The sequence below is a fragment of the Geminicoccus sp. genome (assembly GCF_035556675.1).
In the GTDB taxonomy this organism is placed as follows: domain Bacteria; phylum Pseudomonadota; class Alphaproteobacteria; order Geminicoccales; family Geminicoccaceae; genus Geminicoccus.
Genome location: NZ_DATMFZ010000356.1, coordinates 17,105 through 33,801, shown reverse-complemented (window position 1 = coordinate 33,801; position 16,697 = coordinate 17,105). Strand labels below are relative to the sequence as shown.

16 protein-coding genes and 1 pseudogene are annotated in these 16,697 nt (G+C 67.9%); 7 read left to right on the top strand and 10 right to left on the bottom strand.

The features are described 5' to 3' along the window. Nucleotides 1-159: 159 nt before the first annotated feature. The gene (locus tag VNS22_RS25200; protein ID WP_325737440.1) at nt 160-843 is read right to left on the bottom strand and encodes a protein-L-isoaspartate(D-aspartate) O-methyltransferase; all 684 of its coding nucleotides are present in this window, start codon (nt 841-843) and stop codon (nt 160-162) included. A 175-nt stretch (nt 844-1,018) separates the two neighbouring features. Here VNS22_RS25200 and VNS22_RS25195 point away from each other — a divergent pair, with 175 nt between their 5' ends. After that, on the top strand, nt 1,019-1,525 hold the full coding sequence (locus tag VNS22_RS25195) for a flavin reductase family protein (RefSeq protein WP_325737438.1): 507 nt from the start codon (nt 1,019-1,021) through the stop codon (nt 1,523-1,525). 25 nt (nt 1,526-1,550) lie between these two features. Here the strand turns inward: VNS22_RS25195 and VNS22_RS25190 are convergent, their stop codons facing one another. The 5 genes from VNS22_RS25190 to VNS22_RS25170 form a co-directional block, all read right to left on the bottom strand. Next, nucleotides 1,551-2,867 (bottom strand): ArgE/DapE family deacylase, encoded by a 1,317-nt coding sequence (locus VNS22_RS25190; protein ID WP_325737436.1) that lies wholly within the window; start codon nt 2,865-2,867, stop codon nt 1,551-1,553. 71 nt (nt 2,868-2,938) lie between these two features. Beyond that, the gene (locus VNS22_RS25185) at nt 2,939-3,736 is read right to left on the bottom strand and encodes an N-formylglutamate amidohydrolase (RefSeq protein ID WP_325737434.1); all 798 of its coding nucleotides are present in this window, start codon (nt 3,734-3,736) and stop codon (nt 2,939-2,941) included. Beyond that, complete coding sequence (locus VNS22_RS25180) at nt 3,736-5,067, bottom strand: glutamine synthetase family protein (protein ID WP_325737432.1); 1,332 nt, start codon at nt 5,065-5,067, stop codon at nt 3,736-3,738. Before VNS22_RS25180 ends, VNS22_RS25185 begins: the two co-directional genes overlap by 1 nt. Next, the gene (locus VNS22_RS25175) at nt 5,064-5,717 is read right to left on the bottom strand and encodes an isochorismatase family cysteine hydrolase (RefSeq protein WP_325737430.1); all 654 of its coding nucleotides are present in this window, start codon (nt 5,715-5,717) and stop codon (nt 5,064-5,066) included. Before VNS22_RS25175 ends, VNS22_RS25180 begins: the two co-directional genes overlap by 4 nt. Before the next feature lie 39 nt (nt 5,718-5,756). Continuing rightward, the gene (locus tag VNS22_RS25170) at nt 5,757-6,668 is read right to left on the bottom strand and encodes a MurR/RpiR family transcriptional regulator (protein WP_325737428.1); all 912 of its coding nucleotides are present in this window, start codon (nt 6,666-6,668) and stop codon (nt 5,757-5,759) included. 711 nt (nt 6,669-7,379) lie between these two features. Here VNS22_RS25170 and VNS22_RS25165 point away from each other — a divergent pair. Beyond that, entirely contained in the window at nt 7,380-8,828 is a 1,449-nt protein-coding gene (locus VNS22_RS25165; protein ID WP_325737426.1) for a CAP domain-containing protein, read from the top strand. A 9-nt stretch (nt 8,829-8,837) separates the two neighbouring features. Here the strand turns inward: VNS22_RS25165 and VNS22_RS25160 are convergent, their stop codons facing one another. Both VNS22_RS25160 and VNS22_RS25155 read right to left on the bottom strand, forming a co-directional pair. Further along, nucleotides 8,838-9,344, bottom strand: coding sequence for a hypothetical protein (locus VNS22_RS25160; RefSeq protein WP_325737424.1), 507 nt, complete (start codon nt 9,342-9,344; stop codon nt 8,838-8,840). Between the two features lie 66 nt (nt 9,345-9,410). Further along, nucleotides 9,411-9,896 (bottom strand): ferritin-like domain-containing protein, encoded by a 486-nt coding sequence (locus tag VNS22_RS25155; RefSeq protein WP_325737422.1) that lies wholly within the window; start codon nt 9,894-9,896, stop codon nt 9,411-9,413. 275 nt (nt 9,897-10,171) lie between these two features. Here VNS22_RS25155 and VNS22_RS25150 point away from each other — a divergent pair, with 275 nt between their 5' ends. The 5 genes and pseudogenes from VNS22_RS25150 to VNS22_RS25130 all read left to right on the top strand — a co-directional run. Then, nucleotides 10,172-11,455, top strand: coding sequence for a cystathionine gamma-synthase family protein (locus VNS22_RS25150; RefSeq protein WP_349261890.1), 1,284 nt, complete (start codon nt 10,172-10,174; stop codon nt 11,453-11,455). A gap of 828 nt (nt 11,456-12,283) precedes the next feature. After that, on the top strand, nt 12,284-12,658 hold the full coding sequence (locus VNS22_RS25145) for a cytochrome c family protein (protein WP_325737418.1): 375 nt from the start codon (nt 12,284-12,286) through the stop codon (nt 12,656-12,658). A gap of 237 nt (nt 12,659-12,895) precedes the next feature. Beyond that, nucleotides 12,896-13,225 carry a transposase gene (locus VNS22_RS25140; RefSeq protein WP_325737416.1) on the top strand — a complete coding sequence of 110 codons (330 nt, stop codon included), beginning with the start codon at nt 12,896-12,898 and terminating at the stop codon, nt 13,223-13,225. A 98-nt stretch (nt 13,226-13,323) separates the two neighbouring features. After that, the gene (locus VNS22_RS25135; RefSeq protein WP_325737414.1) at nt 13,324-13,497 is read left to right on the top strand and encodes a hypothetical protein; all 174 of its coding nucleotides are present in this window, start codon (nt 13,324-13,326) and stop codon (nt 13,495-13,497) included. An 84-nt stretch (nt 13,498-13,581) separates the two neighbouring features. Beyond that, nucleotides 13,582-14,013: pseudogene (locus VNS22_RS25130) on the top strand (hypothetical protein); the annotation flags it as partial. Nucleotides 14,014-14,321: 308 nt separating this feature from the next. Here VNS22_RS25130 and VNS22_RS25125 read toward each other — a convergent pair. Beyond that, nucleotides 14,322-15,956, bottom strand: coding sequence for an FAD-dependent oxidoreductase (locus VNS22_RS25125; protein ID WP_325737413.1), 1,635 nt, complete (start codon nt 15,954-15,956; stop codon nt 14,322-14,324). A 110-nt stretch (nt 15,957-16,066) separates the two neighbouring features. Further along, the gene (locus tag VNS22_RS25120) at nt 16,067-16,675 is read right to left on the bottom strand and encodes an XRE family transcriptional regulator (protein ID WP_325737412.1); all 609 of its coding nucleotides are present in this window, start codon (nt 16,673-16,675) and stop codon (nt 16,067-16,069) included. Nucleotides 16,676-16,697: the final 22 nt, after the last annotated feature.

Sequence of the window (16,697 nt, the reverse complement as noted above, 5' to 3'; positions counted from 1 at the left end):
GAATGTGCCAACTATTTCGCCGCTGCCGGCTATGTCTACGATGCAGTCTGATCGGAAACCGCTCTAGCGCACTGATAGTAGAAGCTGCCGCTCGGCTAAATCGTTCCGTCATATCGGCCGGCAGCCAGAAGGCGGGGCGGGAACAGCAGCCGGTTGCGGTCAGCCGGACGGGTCAGGCTCCATTCCGGCCGTGGTAGAAGCCTGCCAGCCTTCCGCGCCGATCAGCGGCACGAACCAGACGGCACCCAGGTCTTCCTCGCGAAAGCCGGTCTCGCTCTGCCTGGTGAGCTTGAGCAGGCGCTGCTCGCCGCCAGGTCCCACCGGCATGACCAGCCGCCCGCCGATCGCAAGCTGACCCTTGAGCGTCGCCGGCACGACCGGCCCGCCGGCCGCCGCGATGATCGCGTCGAAAGGTGCCGCGTCCGGCCAGCCGAGCGAGCCGTCGCCCAGGTGGACCTGGACGTTGCGGTACTTCATGAGCTCCAGGCGGGCCCGGGCGATCTCGGCCAGGCGCGGGTGCCGCTCGATCGTGTGCACCTGTCGCACGATCTCGGCCATGACGGCAGCGGCATAGCCGGAGCCGGTGCCGATCTCGAGCGCCAGGTCGTCCGGCTGCAGCAGAGCGGCCTGCAGCATCATGGCGACCACATAGGGCTGCGAGATGGTCTGGCCATCGCCGATCGGCAGCGGACCATCGACATAGGCGGCGTCGCGTTGACTCTCGGCGATGAACGCCTCGCGCGGCACGCTCGCCATGGCTGCCAGCACGCGCGGGTCGGCGATGCCGCGGCATTTCAGCTGCCGCTCGACCATCTGTGCCCGGGCCCGTGCCAGGTCCGCCATTGTCCAGCTCCCGTCCTACCCAAGCAACCCGCCTTGGCCGCAGCCCGTTGGGGTTTCAGGAACGCGTGTGCCGCCGCAAGGTTGCGGTTCTGGCGGTATGCCGCATTGCTTGCCGAGCGGAGGAAAACGCAGGACACCGACGCGAGCGGCGGACGTAAACGGGCGGGAGAAGCGGGTGAGCGTGAACCGGGTGTCCTATATCGACGGGATGCGCCGCCTGGCGGCCAGCGTGACGATCGTGACCACTGGCCAAGCACCGGACCGGTTCGGCCTCACCGCGACCGCGGTGACCTCGGTTTCCGCCGACCCGCCGACCCTGCTCGCCTGCATCAACCGCGATTCCGATTCGTTCCACCCGATCCTGCGCAATCGCTGCTTCGCGGTGAACCTGCTCCGCCCTGAACATGGCGAGCTGGCCAGCCGGTTCGGTGGCCGCTTCGCCGAGAGCGGCGAGCCGCGCTTTGCCGCCGGCAACTGGGTGGCAGGCCAACACGGCGTGCCGGTGCTGGCCGACGCGCTGGCCACCTTCGAGTGCGCGCTGGAAACGGTCCATGACGGCGCCAGCCACGGCATTCTGCTGGGCCAGGTCCTGTCGGTCACCATGAACGGCGGGGGCAGCCCGCTGCTCTGGTTCGACGGTGACCTCGCCCAGGCCACGCGCATAGTGCCGACCGGCGACTGAGCGCCGGCCGGCGGCCTGGCAGCGGTCAGCGCACCCCGCACCAGTCGATCACGGCACCAGCGATCACCTTGGTGGCCTCGACCAGCGAGTCGAGGTCGACATACTCGTCGACGCCGTGGAAGCCGTCGCCCGAGGGGCCGAAGATCACGCCATCTACCCCTGCCCCGGCATAATGGGCGGCGTCGCAAACCGCGACGAAGCCCCGGATCTCGGGTGCGGTACCGAGCCTGGTCTTGTGCTCGACCAGCGAGGCGACCAGCGGGTGGTCGACCGGCGTGTTCATGGCCGGGAAATGCAGCCCGCCCAGCTCCCACTGTACGGTAGGTGGATGGTCACGCAGCCAGGCATCGGTCTGGGCGAAGTGGTGGACGAAGGCCTCGAAGTCGCGGCGGACCTCGGCCGAGCTCTCGTTCGGCAGGAACTTCATGTCCAGATCCAGCACCACCACGTCGGGGATGATCGCCGGGTTGGTCATGATCGTCGGCAGGCCGTTCTCGCCGAGGCCGGCACCGCCCTGGATCACGCCGACATTGATCGTGTTCAGCCCGACCGGCACCAGCGGATGGTCCACCGCCCGGCCGCGATCGTTCTCGTAGTGGCGCAGCGCCTGCATGAAGCGGTTGGCCAGGTCGATCGCATTCACGCCCGGCTCCAGCCGGTCGGCAGTGTGCCGCTGCGGGTAGATCTCGTTGTAGCGCCAGCCGGCATGGGCGGTACGGCCGCGGATGGTGATCCGCACCCATTCGAGCCCGCCCTCGGCGGGCAGCACGTCGCCCCAGGTGGGCTCGGCGACCAGCACCGCCTTGGCGAGCTTGCCGCGCTTGACCGCGTCCATCGCGCCGAAGCCGCCGGCCTCCTCGTCGACCACCGCATGGAGCGCAAGGCGGCCCTCCAGTTCCAGCCCGGCCCGGCGGATCGCTCGGGCGGCCGCGATGCAGGCGGCCACACCGCCCTTCATGTCGATGGCACCTCGGCCATAGAGCCGGCCGTCCCGCACCTCGCCGCCGAACGGATCGACCGTCCAGTCCGATGCCGCGCCCACCGGGACCACGTCGATATGGCCGCACAGGATCAGGCTGCGCTCCTCCGAGCCGGGGCGCTCGCCCACCAGGTTCGGCCGGCCCGGCAGGGCATCCCACTGCTCGGTGGCAAAGCCTTCCTCCTGCAGGATCGGCTCCAGCAGCGCCTGCAGCTCGGCCTCGCGGTTGATCGCCGGGTCCGCCTCGAATTTCGGGTTGACCGTGGGCACCTGCACCATCCGGCTGGTCAGATCGATCAGCCAGTCGCGTTCGGCATCGATCTGCGCCTGCACGGCTGCGATCGCCGCATTCCGGTCGGACATGAAGGCTCCTTTCTCACAACGGCCGCTCCGTTTAGGCGGCTCACCACATCATGAATGGCACTGCCGGCCGCTCACGAGGCTTCTTCCAGGGCGGCGCGCAGCCGCTCCACCCACTCCGCGACCCCCGCCTCGTCCCGGATCAGGTCGTGGCGGATCTCCACCAGGATCGCCGGCAGCGCCCGGTCGGTGCCATGGACCGGCAGGGCGTAATCGCCCTCCCGGTCGACCTGGTAGGGCTGGTTGGTGCCGATCATCAGCTGGCGGTCCTTGGCCAGCGCCCCCACCAGCTGGAGTGCCAGCTCCTCCGAGTGGTCGAACAGGATGCCGGCATGCCAGGGCCGCCGCTCGCCCAGGAACACCGGCGTGAAGCTGTGGATGGTGACGATCCGGGTCCGCAGCCGGGCTTCGCGGCGCCGGTCCAAGAAGGCCTCGATCCGGCGGTGGAACGGCTCGAAGATCCGGGTGCGACGGCGCAGGATCTCCGCGGGCGACAGGTCACGGTTGCCGGGAATGTCGGTGGCCTCCGAGCACTCCGGTATGCTGGACGGCACGCCGAACGGCCGGTTCAGGTCGACCAACAGGCGCGAATAGGTGCCGAGGAAGGCTGGTGCGTCCAGGACCCGGGACAGGCCGCGCGTGACCGCCTCGGCACCGATGTCCCAGGCGATGTGCCGCTCCAGATCGGCCGGGGCCAGGCCCAGGCCGCGATACTCGGCCGGCAGGTGCCGCGAGGCGTGCTCACAGATCAGGACGGTGGAGGCACTGCCAGCCTCGTTCAGGACGATCACCGGCTCCGGCCAGTCGGCGGATGCGCTCTCGGGCTCCGACATGGCATCCGCCGCCAGCCCCGACACCGGTCCGTCCGCCATCAGTAGAGTGCCCGGTAGATCGCGCAGATCTCGGACTCGTCCCGGCCGTCCAGCCGGGCGATCTCGGCACGCTTGACCGCCATATAGCTCTCGATCATTGCCGATCCGAACCAGTCGGTCACGGTGGCATCGGCCTCGAGTGCGGCCAGCGCCGCTTCCAGCGAGAGTGGCAGGCGGCGCAGGCCCAGGCGGTGGCACTCCGCCTCGTCCATTAGGGCGGGATCGCCACTGACCACCGGCGGGGGGGCCAGCCGTTCGGTGATGCCCGCGAGCCCAGCCCGGACCAATGCCGCCAGCGCCAGGTAGGGATTGGCGGTGGCATCAGCCGCCCGATACTCGACGTTGAACTGCCGGGCGATGTCCCGTCCCGCGATCCGGACCGTCGGGCAGATCCGCAAGGTCGCCTCCCGGTCGCGCTCGCCCAGCCAGGTGTATGACGCGCTCCAGTTGTGCGGGGCCAGGCGGTAGTAGGAGGGCACGCTTGCCGCGGTGAGTGCCGTCAGTGCCGGCAGGTGGCGGAGCACGCCGGCCAGGAACGCCAGGGCAACCGCAGACAGTCCGCCCGGTCCGGCCGCGTCATGCATGGCTGGCCGGCCTGCTTCGTCCAGGAAGCTGAAATGGATGTGCACGCCGTTGCCGACCCCGCCCCGCTCGGGCTTCGGCGTGAAGCTGGCCCGCCGGCCGAGATGCAGCGCCACCTCGCGGGCGATTTCGCGGATGGCCACCGCCCGGTCCGCGGCGGCCAGCGCGTCGGCAGGTGCATGGATCACCTCGAACTGGTGGGGGCCGTACTCTGCCAGCACCATCTCCGGCTCGATCCCGGCCTGCTCCATGGCCGCCATCAGGCGCGGCGCAAACGGATCGGCGGCGCGCAGCGCGCCGAACGAGAAGGCATGGCCGGGCGGCGTGGCGGGATCGGCCGGTGCGAGCTGGAGTTCCTGCTCGAAAGCCGCCTGCACACGCAGGCCGGTGGCCTCCTGCAGTGCGGCAAGGGCAGCCTTGAGCTGGCTGCGCGGGCAGCAGGACCAGGGCGTGCCGTCCAGTTCGGTGAGGTCGCCCATAACCATGTCGAACAGGGTGGGCGCGCCGGTCCGGTCAGTGGAGAAGCGGGCCTGGAGGTCAGGGATGATCCGCAGGTCGCCGGTCGAGCCCCAGGGATTGGGATCGGCGATCACGTTGAATGCGGTCAGGCACAGATTGGCCGGGACCCAGCCCACGCCGGTCTGGGCGATCCGGTCGAGCCGGTCATGGGTCACCGGCCGGCCACGGGTGATGGCGGCGAGGTCGGTCGTGACGATGCTGGCGAGCGGGGTCGTGTTCCAGTCGGTCATGGCTGCGCCTCCGTGCCGAGTGCCTTGAATCGGGCCTCGACCGTGGCCGTGTCCGTCACCCAGCAATAGCCGCCGAACGCCTTGAGCGCGGTGGCGTGCCGCTCCGGCGTGGGTGCGGCGCAGGCATCGGCCACGCAGGTGACGAGGTAGCCGCGATCGGCGCCGTCGCGCACCGTCATGTCGACGCACTGGTCGGTCAGCACGCCCGCCACCACCAGGTGCCGGATGCCCAGGTTCTTCAGGAGATAGTCGAGGTTGGTGGAGTTGAAGACGCCGGACGAGGTCTTGGGCAGCATGATCTCGTCGCCGACCGGCGCCAGCTCCGGCGGCGGCAGCCCTTCGGGCAGGCTCGGCGGAATGTGGATCGGCGTGAGCTTGTGGTCGAGCGAACGGTCGCGGCCGTCCTCGGTCAGGCTCTGGATGATGGTGTGCAGCACCTCCACGCCCGAAGCGCGCGCCGCGGCCAGGAGCCGGCGCTGGTTCGGGATCACGACCTCGCGATTGATCTGGTAGAAATAGTGGTCAGGCCCCCAGTCGGCATGGTCGGGGTCGAGCCCCGGCTCCAGCCAGATGCGCTGCATGTCCACCAGGAGCAGTGCCGTCCTGCCCCGGGCATAGGGCTCGTCGCGGCGCGGCAGGATCTCGGTCATCTGCGAAACTCTCTCCAGGTCGATGGGTAGGCCGTCGGTTCAGAATGGCTGCATTTTGCGCCGCCGCCCGGCGGCGGCTGCGGGCGGTTCCGGCGCCGGGCCGTCCAGGGTGACGGCGTTCGCGTGGCGGATCCGCTCGATCTCCGCGACGCGCCGTCGGGCTGGCTCGTCCAGCCGGGCGATCGCGTGGGCGAGCAGGGCCTCCATCTGCGCCACCACCGGCGCCAGGGTATCATAGGGCGAGCCCGCCTCGATCGGCGCCACCAGCACCACCTCGGCGATCTCGGCAATGGGCGAGCGCCAGGGGTCGGTGAACAGGACGACCGGGGTACCGCGCTCGGCAGCCTGCCGGGCGAACGCGATCACGTCGGCCTGATAGCGGCGATAGTCGAACACGATCAGGAGGTCGCGCCGACCGAGGTCGACCAGCCGGTCGAAGTCAACCGGCGAAAGGATACCCAGGTCCTGCACGCCCGGCCGGAGCTGCCCCAGATAGCTCGCCAGCATCGCACCGATGTTGCGGCTGAACCGGCCGCCCAGCACCTGGATACTGCCCCTGGCCTCCCAGATGAGCCTCGTGGCCCGCTCGTAGCTGTGGACCGGCGTGGCGGTGCGCAGGTCGTCCAGGTTGCGCAGTACCGAGGCGAGGTAGGCTTGGCCGATGCTGTCGGCGGCGCCTGCAAGGCGCTTGGCCTCCATCATCAGGAGCGGCGAACGCAGCCTGGCCTCCACTTCCTCCAGGAGTTCCGCCTGAAATGCGGAGAAGCCCTCGTAGCCGAGCTTGACCACCAGCCGCACCACGGTCGGGTCGCTCACGCCGGCGCGACGGGCCAGGCTGGTGGCAGTGCCCAGTCCGGACATCGGGTAGTCGGCGAGCAGGACCTGGACGATCTTCGCCTCCGAGGGAGTGAGCGACAGGCCGGCCTGCGACAGGCGATCACGCAACCCCATCCGTTCTCCGCCGAAACGCGCTGTCCGCTGCGACCATGGCGGCGCCGACCATGGACCAGCCGGCGCGGATAGTGAAGAGGAACCGACAAAAACCCGCAGGACCGCCGCTCCTGACATGCGATCGACAGCCACCGGTGGTCGCCGGCCCCGGCGGATCAGCAGGAAAGGTTGCAGGGAGATGAATGAGTTGAGGCGGGTGTAGAGGATCGGCTCCTCGGGACGGATCCGTGCCAGGATGGAATTCCGGAAGCTGCACGCGCAGGCCAATCCTGCCTTGTCCGGTTCAGGGTGGCGGCCCAGCATGCGGCAGGGCCTGCGGCCTAGGGGGTTCGACTTTGACACGAGTCCTGCGGCAGGAGCAACAATGACATCGCGAAACTGGCACAATACCAGCAGAGCCAATCAAAAGTTGCAGCTAACTACTATAATGCAATTATGATTAGCATAAACAATATTTGTGTTCTGGAAAGACTAAAATATTAACCGATACATAACGCAATTTAATTGTTTCCGGCAATTATGCTGCTAGCGCATTAGGCGAAACTGCAGGAGCATCTTCTGGCGGGCCGAACCTGCGAGATCACGATGCCGGGATCGCGTGCCGCGTGAACCGGGTGCCGCATGCCAGGAGCATGCGCAACCCAGCTGGGCGCCCCACGACGCGGTCGGGCCCATCAGGACGATCCCGGCGAACGGACAAGGACAAGCTACGTGCCGACGCAACCCACCGCCGACGAGCAATACCTGCTCGAGCTCGTCAACATCGAGCGCGCCAAGGCCGGCGTGCAGCCGCTCGCCTTCGACCTGAACCTGAACAGCGCGGCCGACAGCCATACGGCCTGGATGCTCGGTACCGACACCTTCTCGCATACCGGTGCAGGCGGCTCGAATGTCGGCGACCGCATCGAGGCCGCCGGTTATACCGGCTGGAATACCTGGGCGGAGAACATCGCCATGCAGTCGGTGGGCGGCCCCGCCGGCCTGCGCGACGAGGCCGACCGGATGCATGTCGGGCTCATGAACAGCCCCGGCCACCGTGCCAACATCCTGAACGGCAACCTGCGCGAAATAGGCATCGGCCTGCAGTCCGGCGAATACAAGGGCGGCACAGCGGCCATGGTCACCGAGGTGTTCGGCCGCCAGGGCGGCCCGGCGATCCTGACCGGCGTGGCTTTCAAGGACGCGGACGGCGACAAGGCTTACGACCCGGGCGAAGGCTTGAGCGGCGTGACGGTCAAGGTGACCGGCAGCGGCGGCAGCTTCACTACCCAGACCATGGCCACCGGCGGCTACCAGCTCGACCTGGCGGCAGGCAGCTGGACGGTCACCTTCTCCGGCAACGGCGTGAGCCAGACCAAGCAGGTCACCATGGGCACGCAGAACCTGAAGCTCGATGCGAGCGGCACGGGTACAACGCCGGCTCCGGAGCCCGAGCCGACCCCGGCACCCGCTCCCACGCCCGAGCCGGACGACGTACTCGACCTGCCCTACAGCCGGCCGTCCACTGTCACGAATCTGGGGTCGAGCGGCAGTGACCGGCTCTACGGCACGGACGGCCACGACCTGATCGACGGCCGGGGTGGCCGGGACTATCTGAGCGGTGGGCGCGGCGACGACACCTACAAGGTCGACAGCACCGGCGACATCGTCGTGGAGGGTCGCGGCAAGGGGGTCGATACGGTGCTGAGCAAGGCCAGCTGGCATCAGCTGTCCGCCCATGTCGAGAACCTGTTCCTGCAGGGCAGCACAAAGCAGGTCGGGATCGGCAACAGCCAGGACAACATCCTGAAGGGCAACAAGGTCGCCTCCTATCTGGACGGCGGGGCGGGCGACGATCTCCTGATCGCGGGCAAAGGCAGCCAGATACTGAAAGGCGGTGCCGGCGACGACCTGTTCGTGTTCGAGACGGCCGGAAGCGGCCGCCGGGTGACCGACTTCGACCCGGGCGAGGACCGGATCGACCTGCGCGACCTGCTCGAGGACTTCGATGGCGGCGAGCCGGTGCTCGGCAAGCACGTCCTGCTGAAGGCCAGTGCAGCCGGCGGCACGGAGATCCGCGTCGACCTGGACGGGGCCGGCGGTACTGCGCCCAGCCTGGTGGCGACGCTGGACCAGGTGGCGCCTGCAGAGCTGCAGGCTGGGCGCGACCTGATCTGGTGACCGGGAGCGTCAGATGACGCGGTAGCGACGCCCGGCCAGCATCGTCGCGAGGCTGACCGGGCGGAACTCCCAGGCATCCACGCCCACGTCGATCTGCCGGGTCAGCGGCTTCAGCCGGCCATGTGAATGGCCGTGCAGGTCGATGGCACGCCTGCCCATCCCGTTCCAGGTGCGGAACGGGTAGTGGCAGAGGACCAGGCGCACTCCGTCGGCGGCGAGCTCACGGTAGTGCGCCACGCTGGACCAGCCGCTGGCCTCCAGCGTGGCGGGCCCGTCATTGTTGCCGATGATCAGGTGCTTGGTACCGTTGAGCTGAGCGAGCAGGTCCTCGGCCCGCGCCCGGTCGCCTCGGGCGAAGTCACCCAGGTGCCAGACCTCGTCCCCTGCCCCGACGGCCGCGTTCCAGCGCTCCACCAGTGCCCGGTCGTGCTCGGCCAGCGAGCCGAACGGGCGTCGGTCAATGCGCAGGACGCGGGGATCACCGAAATGGGTGTCGGCGGTGAAGTACCAGGCCAAGCGTGCGCCTCGTGCGCTGGCGGGTCGATCAGCCGCCCGGCCCGGCGGGCGGGCGGCTGGCCCCGCTCACGCGGCCTTGGGGTTGATCGCATCCTCGGCCAGCTCGGACAGCGCCTCGTCGGTGCTCTCCTCCTCGGCCAGCGTCTCCTCCAGCAGGCCCTGGGCCTCGGTGTGACCGAGCTGCTTGGCCCAGGCGATCAGCGTGCCGTAGCGGGTGATTTCGTAATGCTCGACGGCCTGGGCAGCGGCGATCAGCCCGGCGTCCAGGGCGCCGCCCTGGAACTCAGTCATGATCTCCCCGCCTTCCGCGATGATGCCCTGGATCGCCTTGCACTCGACGCCCTGGGGCTGCTCGCCCAGCTGCTGAAAGACCTTCTCCAGGCGCTTCACCTGGTTCTTGGTTTCCTCCAGATGCACCGCGAACGCGCCGCGCAGATCCTCGCTCTGCGCTGCCGCGGCCATTTGCGGCAGCGCCTTGATGATCGCGTTCTCGGCGAAATACGTGTCCTTCAGCTGATGCAGAAACAGGGACTGCAGGTCCTTGTCCGCCATGTTCGCGCTCCGTTCCAGGTAAGAAGGTAGATCCTCAACCCCGCGAAGCGGGCACCGGTTCCGCATGGCCCCGCTGACCGGAACTAGTCGCGTGTCGCTTGGCGTGATTCTCGTCCTGGCCCTCCGGCCACCCTCCGATCAGGATGAAACGGGCCCGCTTTGCGCGCGTTCTGCCAGGCAGTGCGATGAAACGGTCCCGTCAGCGTCGGTCGCCCTGGACGAAGGGGCGCAACCAACCTTCCTGCCCGGGCACTCAGGAGAAAGCCATGCCGCCGATGACCCCCAAGCACTCCAAGCGGACCCATATCGGCAACCATCTGCTCCATCCCGAGACGCAGATGATGAACTATGGGTTCGACCCGGCTCTTTCGGAGGGCGCGGTCAAGCCGCCGGTCTTCCTGACCTCGACCTTCGTGTTCCGCACGGCGGAGGAAGGGCGCGACTTCTTCGACATGGTGTCCGGCCGACGGGAGCCGCCGGAAGGCGAGAGTGCCGGCCTCGTCTACTCGCGCTTCAACCATCCCAACAGCGAGATCGTCGAAGACCGGCTGGCCGTGTTCGAGCGGACCGAAAGTTGCGCTCTGTTCTCCTCCGGCATGTCCGCCATCTCCACCGCCATCCTGGCCTTTGCCCGCCCAGGCGACGTGGTGCTCCACTCGCAGCCGCTCTATGGCGGCACCGAGACCCTGCTCACCAAGACGCTCCTGCCGTTCGGCATCGGCTCGGTCGGGCTCGAGGACGGCACCGATGAAACGGTGGTCCGCGCTGCCGCCGAGCGGGCCATGGGCCAGGGCCGCGTGTCGATGATCCTGATCGAAACGCCAGCCAACCCGACCAACAATGTCGTCGACATCGCGATGCTCCGCCGGATCGCCGACGAGATCGGCACCCGGCAAGGGCACACCCCGATCTTCGCCTGCGACAACACCATGCTGGGCCCGGTGTTCCAGCACCCCATCGAGCATGGCGCCGACCTGTCGCTCTACAGCCTGACCAAGTATGTGGGTGGCCATTCCGACCTGATCGCCGGCGCCGCGTTGGGCTCCCGCACCGTGATCCGGCCGATCAAGGCGCTGCGCGGTGCGATCGGCACGCAGCTCGATCCCCATTCCAGCTGGATGCTCGGCCGCTCGCTGGAAACGCTCAGCCTGCGCATGGAGCACGCCGACCGCAACGCACACGCGATCGCGGAATTCCTGCGCGACCACGCCAAGGTCGCCAAGGTCCACTACCTGCCGTTCAGCCCGCCGGATTCCGCCGCCGCGCGCATTTCCGCGGCCCAGTCGACCGGGGCCGGCTCGACCTTCTCCTTCGACATCCAAGGCGGTCAGGCCGCGGCGTTCCGCTTTCTCAACGCGCTGCAGATCTTCAAGCTCGCGGTCAGCCTCGGCGGCACGGAATCCCTGGCGAGCCTGCCGGCGAGCATGACCCATTCGGGCGTGCCGGTGGAGGTGCGCGAACGGATGGGTGTGCTGGAATCCACCATCCGCCTGTCCATCGGCATCGAACACCCGGACGACCTGATCGCCGATCTCGCCCAGGCGCTCGCAATAGCCTGAGTGGCCCAGCGTCATCACCGGCTCGCGGCGGCCACGCACGGGCGGCGATCGGCAGCGGGCAACGCTACTCACCCCGCTGACCGAGAAGGACGGGCATGGCGCGCGGGTCCGGCAGCACAGCCGTGACATGTCGGGGCGCCTGCCGCGATGCCCGTTCAGGTGGAGCCTGTGGAGCGCCGGAGAAGACGAGGCGGGAGCCAGCTGCTCCCCAGCCAACCCGAAGCGTGTCCTACCCCTGCAGTGGGCAATGAGGTCTGCGCCTTCGTTCCATTACCCACGACGCGGCCATGCCAGGAATGCCCGGTACAGCCGCGGGCCGAGGAGTTCACCACCCAGTCGCCGGACCATGGCCTGGCCTTGTCCCTCAGGCGGAGGCGGGTCTCGCATCTGGAGCGATCGGACGCCGGTGCTGCCCGAGACCGAGACGGAGCTGCAGGCGGTCGCAGCCAAACTCGACGATCAGGTGGCGTGATTGCATGGCCTGCTGGCCGACCGGGTCGAGGCACGGCCGGAGGCGGATGCAGCCCGGCTATTCCAGCGTCTGGCCGGCGAAGACCGGCAGGTGGCAGTCGGCGTGGCCACGGTCGCCGAACCAGGGCCTGAGACCCTTGCCGAAGCTATCCGGATCCTGGAGCACGCCTTCGGGCGCTGCAGGAAATGGTTCCGTGGGAAGCACAGAGGCTGGCCGAACATGGCCTGCGGCGGCTATCCCTGGTGCGCTAGGTACGTGATCTGGCATTGGGTTCACCCATGGCATGAATGCCACAAGCATGAAGATGCCATGCCACTCGTGGCATGTGCTCGGCAAACGACTGGGAGAGGCAGAACATGCGCATCATCGGCTGTATCGTGGCCGCGGCGGCACTCGCACTGGCTTGGGGCAATGCCACCCAGGCTCAGGATGCCGAGGCGGGGGCGAAGATCTTCAAGCGCTTCTGCGCCGTCTGCCACACCGTCGAGCCGGGCAAGAATCGGGTCGGCCCCACCCTGCATGGCGTCTATGGCCGTACCGCAGGCAGCGTAGAGAACTTCAAATATTCAGAGGCAATGAAGGAAGCCGGATGGACCTGGGACGAGGAGCATCTTGATAAATATCTAGCAAATCCCAAGGAAACTGTCCCCGGCAACAAGATGATCTTTGCCGGCGTCAAGAAAGATGACGAACGAAAGAACCTGATCTCTTATCTCGAGACCGTGAAGTAAGTGCGATACCGCTAGGTCCATTCGTTTGACGGGGTATCTGGCTGCTGCTCTATCCGACCGGAGGGGGTCACTGGCCGGCCTCCGGTCACGACCTAAAGCCCGTTCGAGCATGGCTTGCTGAACCGGAACGGCCGTGGTGGAAGCTCGGGATGTGGCCCCGAAAAAGCCGTGGTCGGCTGTCGGCGTTGCCGACATCTCCCGGGGGATCGGGCCTCCGGATGATCGGGCTGAAGCCCGATGGCCGGGATCACCCGCGAGAACAGGCATCACCCGACGGATCCGCCCCAGGAGGCGTGGCAACGGATCGAGCCGGTGCTGCTGGCCGTGCGCGGGCGCAAGCCGAAGACCGACCTGTACTGGGTGCGGCATGCACTCCGCTACCCGGCACGTAGCGGCGGTGGCTGGCGGATGCTGCCGACCCAATGCGGCCCCTCCACGCCGACCCGGCCAATCTGCCAGGTGGCAGGAAGAGGGAGCAGCGGCTATCGCAGGATCGACATCGATCATTCCGCCGCGCCAAGCGGCACACTTGCAGACTGTGCCGGAACTTCCAGGGCTGCACGATGAACAGCGCCATGAGCGTGATCGGGTCCGGTGCATCTGCCATCGGCCGCACCACCGCGGACTTCTTCCAGAACGCGACCGACAAGCACAGCTGACGCCAAGTGATCGAGGTGTCCGGTCTGGACCATATGGCCCCGCTGGTCGAGGGCGGCCGGATTGGCATCGACGACAACCGCGTCGTGATCGACCGGCACCGGCAGGAGCTGGCACGGGTGGTGGCCAGCGCCTCCGACGCTTATCTCGCTCGGGACGGCAGGCATCCGGTGGCGGTCTGAACCGCGTCCCGCTCGAACATGCCCTAATCACGACTGACGGGATGACCATGGCGCGATCTTCCGCAGCCGACCGCCGCCTACGCCGCGGTCGCGGTACCGATCTGGCTATGGCTGTACCTGTCGGGCACCGGCACGTTGGCCGGCATGCCGGCGCTGCGCTGGCACGCCCATGAGATGGTGCTGGGATTTCTGCCCGCGTTCCGCTGCCCACGCACCTCCTGCCGCGAGCGTCCGGATCTCGACGACGACCACCTGCGCGACGGCAGTTCCGGCAGCAGCCAGTGGACGCACGATCGAGCTTGCGAGTACCACCAGCCGGATGATGGCCGTTTGTCCGCGTGCCGTCGGTGGATGATCCGGTCGGTGATGCCCTCGATCGAGGCGTCCCGCCGGCTCGTGGACTCGTCGCACTTGTCCGCGTTTTCGGCCTTCGCCGCAGATGAGCGCGTGCGCGGCAATGCTCTCTCCGATGTCGGCCCGGTGAGGATCGCCTTGCGGTTCGGGTCCCTGCCCTGATCAACGGCAAGATGCGCTTCGCACCCGGACAAGTTGCGCTTCCTCCAGGTCACGATGCCGAATTGGCGGTGGCAGACAAGCCGCTGGGTCCAGCTGGGTCCCGATCCGCTCCAGCCGCTGGTTGCCGCCATAGGCTGCCGGCAACAAGGCTTCCCCAGGCTCACCCGATCCGCCGCCTTGGCACCATGGCCGCCGCCCGCTCCAGCAGGAGCGAGTCACGGGAGCGCCCACAGCGCCAGACGTTTCGCGGCAGTCGCCAAAATGGGTGCGGAAAACGCTGGCCTGGAAGTGTCGTTGCAGCCGGATGCTCAGTCGCCCCGGTTCGCCTGCAGCATCGAGTTGGCGCAGATATAGCCCCAGGTCATGTTCGGGCCGATCGTCGTGCCGGAGCCCACCGCGCGCGTGCCGATCGGGCTGGCCATGGCGATGCCGGCGCAATAGAGCCCGGCGATGATGCTGCCGTCCGGGCGCAGCACCTGGCCGGCGGCATTGGTCCGCGCCCCGCCCTTGGTGCCCAGGATCGAGCGATTGAACGGGATGGCGACAAACGGCGGCTTGGTGATCGGCACCATCAGCCCGCTGACGGCGGCGCGCTCCTTCTCGAGCGGCGTCTCGCCGCGGTGAAAATCCTCGTCGACGCCTTTGCTCGCCAGCTCGTTGAAACGGGCCACCGTCCGGACGAGATGGGCCGCCGGCAGGCGGACCCGGTCGGCCAGGTCCTCCAGCGTACGCGCTTTGGTCACCCAGCGCTTGTCGAAGCGGGCGAACCAGCGCAACAGGCCCGAGTTCCGGAAGAAGTCGGCGTCGGTGATCAGCCACACCGGCAGGTGCACGGGCTGGCCGTGCTCGTCCCGCTGGTCCAGCATCTCGCCCATGTTGAAGCGGTACTCGCTGGTGAAGCGCTGTCCCAGCCGATTGACCAGGATCGCATTGGGTACAGTGTGGAACTCCAGCGGGATGCCGTGCAGCCGCCCCTCGTAGCGGGTGGGCACCAGGTAGGAGATGTTGGCCTGGTCCATGTGGTCGAGCTTGGCGCCGATCGCCTCTGCCATGATCTGGCCGTCGCCCTCATTGGTGCGCGGACTGCCGATGAAGTCGAGCGGACCCGGGAAGTGCCGGGCGAACAGCTCCGAATTCCACTCGAACCCGCCCGTGCCTAGGAGCACACCGCGCCGGGCCCGGATGCGCTGCTGCCGGCCACGCTGCTCGACCAGGACGCCGATCACGCCGCCATCATCCTCGTCGGTCAGCAACTTCACTGCCCGGGCCTCGGTCTCGATTCGGCAGCCGGCATCCAGGCAGCCCTTGAGCAGCCCGGCCATCAGCGCATTGCCCTGACCGCGCGTGTCGGTAAGCCAGCGCCGGATCAGGGTCGGCGCCATCTTCACCACGGTCGACAGGAAGCGGCGTTGGATGTCGTGGGACAGCTCCTGATAGGTGAAGATGTGCGGCAGGGTGGAGCGGCGCAGCTTCGGCCCATACTTGCCGAGGATCCGGCGGCTCAGCGGCTTGGGCGAGAGCGTGCGCCCGCCAGTCTTCCCGCCCGGATACTCGGCCATCGGATCGGCCTCATGGGTCAGCGCGAACTCGAGCGGCGTATTGGCCTCGACGAACTCCAGCATCCTCGGCGCATTCTCGGCAAACGCCTGCCAAAGCTCATCCTCGGTCTCGGCCCAGCCTTCCGGTGCCGTCGCGCGAAGATAGGTGAGCGTCTCGGCGGGGCTGTCCTGCATTCCCGCTGCCAGCATGTGGTGGTTGGCGGGAATCCAGGTGCCGGCGCCCGACATGGCGCTGGTGCCGCCCAGCTTGTCGGACTTCTCCAGGATCAGGACCGAGGCGCCCTTCTTCGCAGCCGTAAGTGCCGCCGTGGCGGCTGCTGACCCGGAGCCGATGATCACGACGTCGGCGGCATCGTCGAAGCCGCCATTCTCCTGCTGCTGCACGTTCGTCCACCCCGTTCGCGCCAGAGCCGCACCAGGCCCGGGCGGCGCGAGCCTAGGAGCGGGTCGGCGACAGGGTCAATTGCATATCTGCAAAATGCGTGGTCGACCATTCAGCGCGGCTGGAAGGTGACCGAGAGGAATCGTGCCCTGCCATCCCGGGCGTAGGCCGCGTGGGGTGTACCCGCGTCGAAGTAGACGCTGTCGCCCGGCTCCATGACGAGGGGCGCGTAGTGCTGCATGTAGAAGATCACCGTACCTTCGAGCACGTAGAGCAGTTCCTCGCCGCTCTGCCCCTCGAGCACGCGTTCCGGATGGTCGGGCAGAGCCTCGACCACGATCGGCAACATCGCCTTGGTGACGAGGTCGGTGCCGAGCCACTCGTAGATGCCCCGCGCGGTCTTCTGCTTGACGCCGCCGTCGGCGCGGCTGACTGCGCGACAGCCAGCTGCGAACGAGGTGGTCGACGTGCTGATCAGATCCGCCCAGGGAACGCCCAACGCTTCACTGAGCTTGGCCATGACGCCATAGGTCGGCGAAATCTTGCCGTTCTCGATCCGTGAAATGGTCGACGCGGAGACGCCCGACAGCTTCGCGAGATCGCTCAGCAGCAGGTTCTTCTCCCTGCGCAGCCGCTGGATCAGCGGACCCGGATCGTGCGGGTCGACTTTGGCAGGCGTCGTGCTCCGACGTCTTGTCGGCTTCTTGGCGGAACTGGACATGGAGCGGGTCCGGGCTGATGCC

Coding starts and splice junctions, on each gene's coding strand:
- VNS22_RS25200 (WP_325737440.1), bottom strand. CDS start 843: ATGGCGGACCTGGCACGGGCCCGGGCACAGATGGTCGAGCGGCAGCTG.
- VNS22_RS25190 (WP_325737436.1), bottom strand. CDS start 2,867: ATGTCCGACCGGAATGCGGCGATCGCAGCCGTGCAGGCGCAGATCGAT.
- VNS22_RS25185 (WP_325737434.1), bottom strand. CDS start 3,736: ATGGCGGACGGACCGGTGTCGGGGCTGGCGGCGGATGCCATGTCGGAG.
- VNS22_RS25180 (WP_325737432.1), bottom strand. CDS start 5,067: ATGACCGACTGGAACACGACCCCGCTCGCCAGCATCGTCACGACCGAC.
- VNS22_RS25175 (WP_325737430.1), bottom strand. CDS start 5,717: ATGACCGAGATCCTGCCGCGCCGCGACGAGCCCTATGCCCGGGGCAGG.
- VNS22_RS25170 (WP_325737428.1), bottom strand. CDS start 6,668: ATGGGGTTGCGTGATCGCCTGTCGCAGGCCGGCCTGTCGCTCACTCCC.
- VNS22_RS25155 (WP_325737422.1), bottom strand. CDS start 9,896: ATGGCGGACAAGGACCTGCAGTCCCTGTTTCTGCATCAGCTGAAGGAC.
- VNS22_RS25150 (WP_349261890.1), top strand. CDS start 10,172: ATGACCCCCAAGCACTCCAAGCGGACCCATATCGGCAACCATCTGCTC.
- VNS22_RS25145 (WP_325737418.1), top strand. CDS start 12,284: ATGCGCATCATCGGCTGTATCGTGGCCGCGGCGGCACTCGCACTGGCT.
- VNS22_RS25140 (WP_325737416.1), top strand. CDS start 12,896: ATGGCCGGGATCACCCGCGAGAACAGGCATCACCCGACGGATCCGCCC.
- VNS22_RS25120 (WP_325737412.1), bottom strand. CDS start 16,675: ATGTCCAGTTCCGCCAAGAAGCCGACAAGACGTCGGAGCACGACGCCT.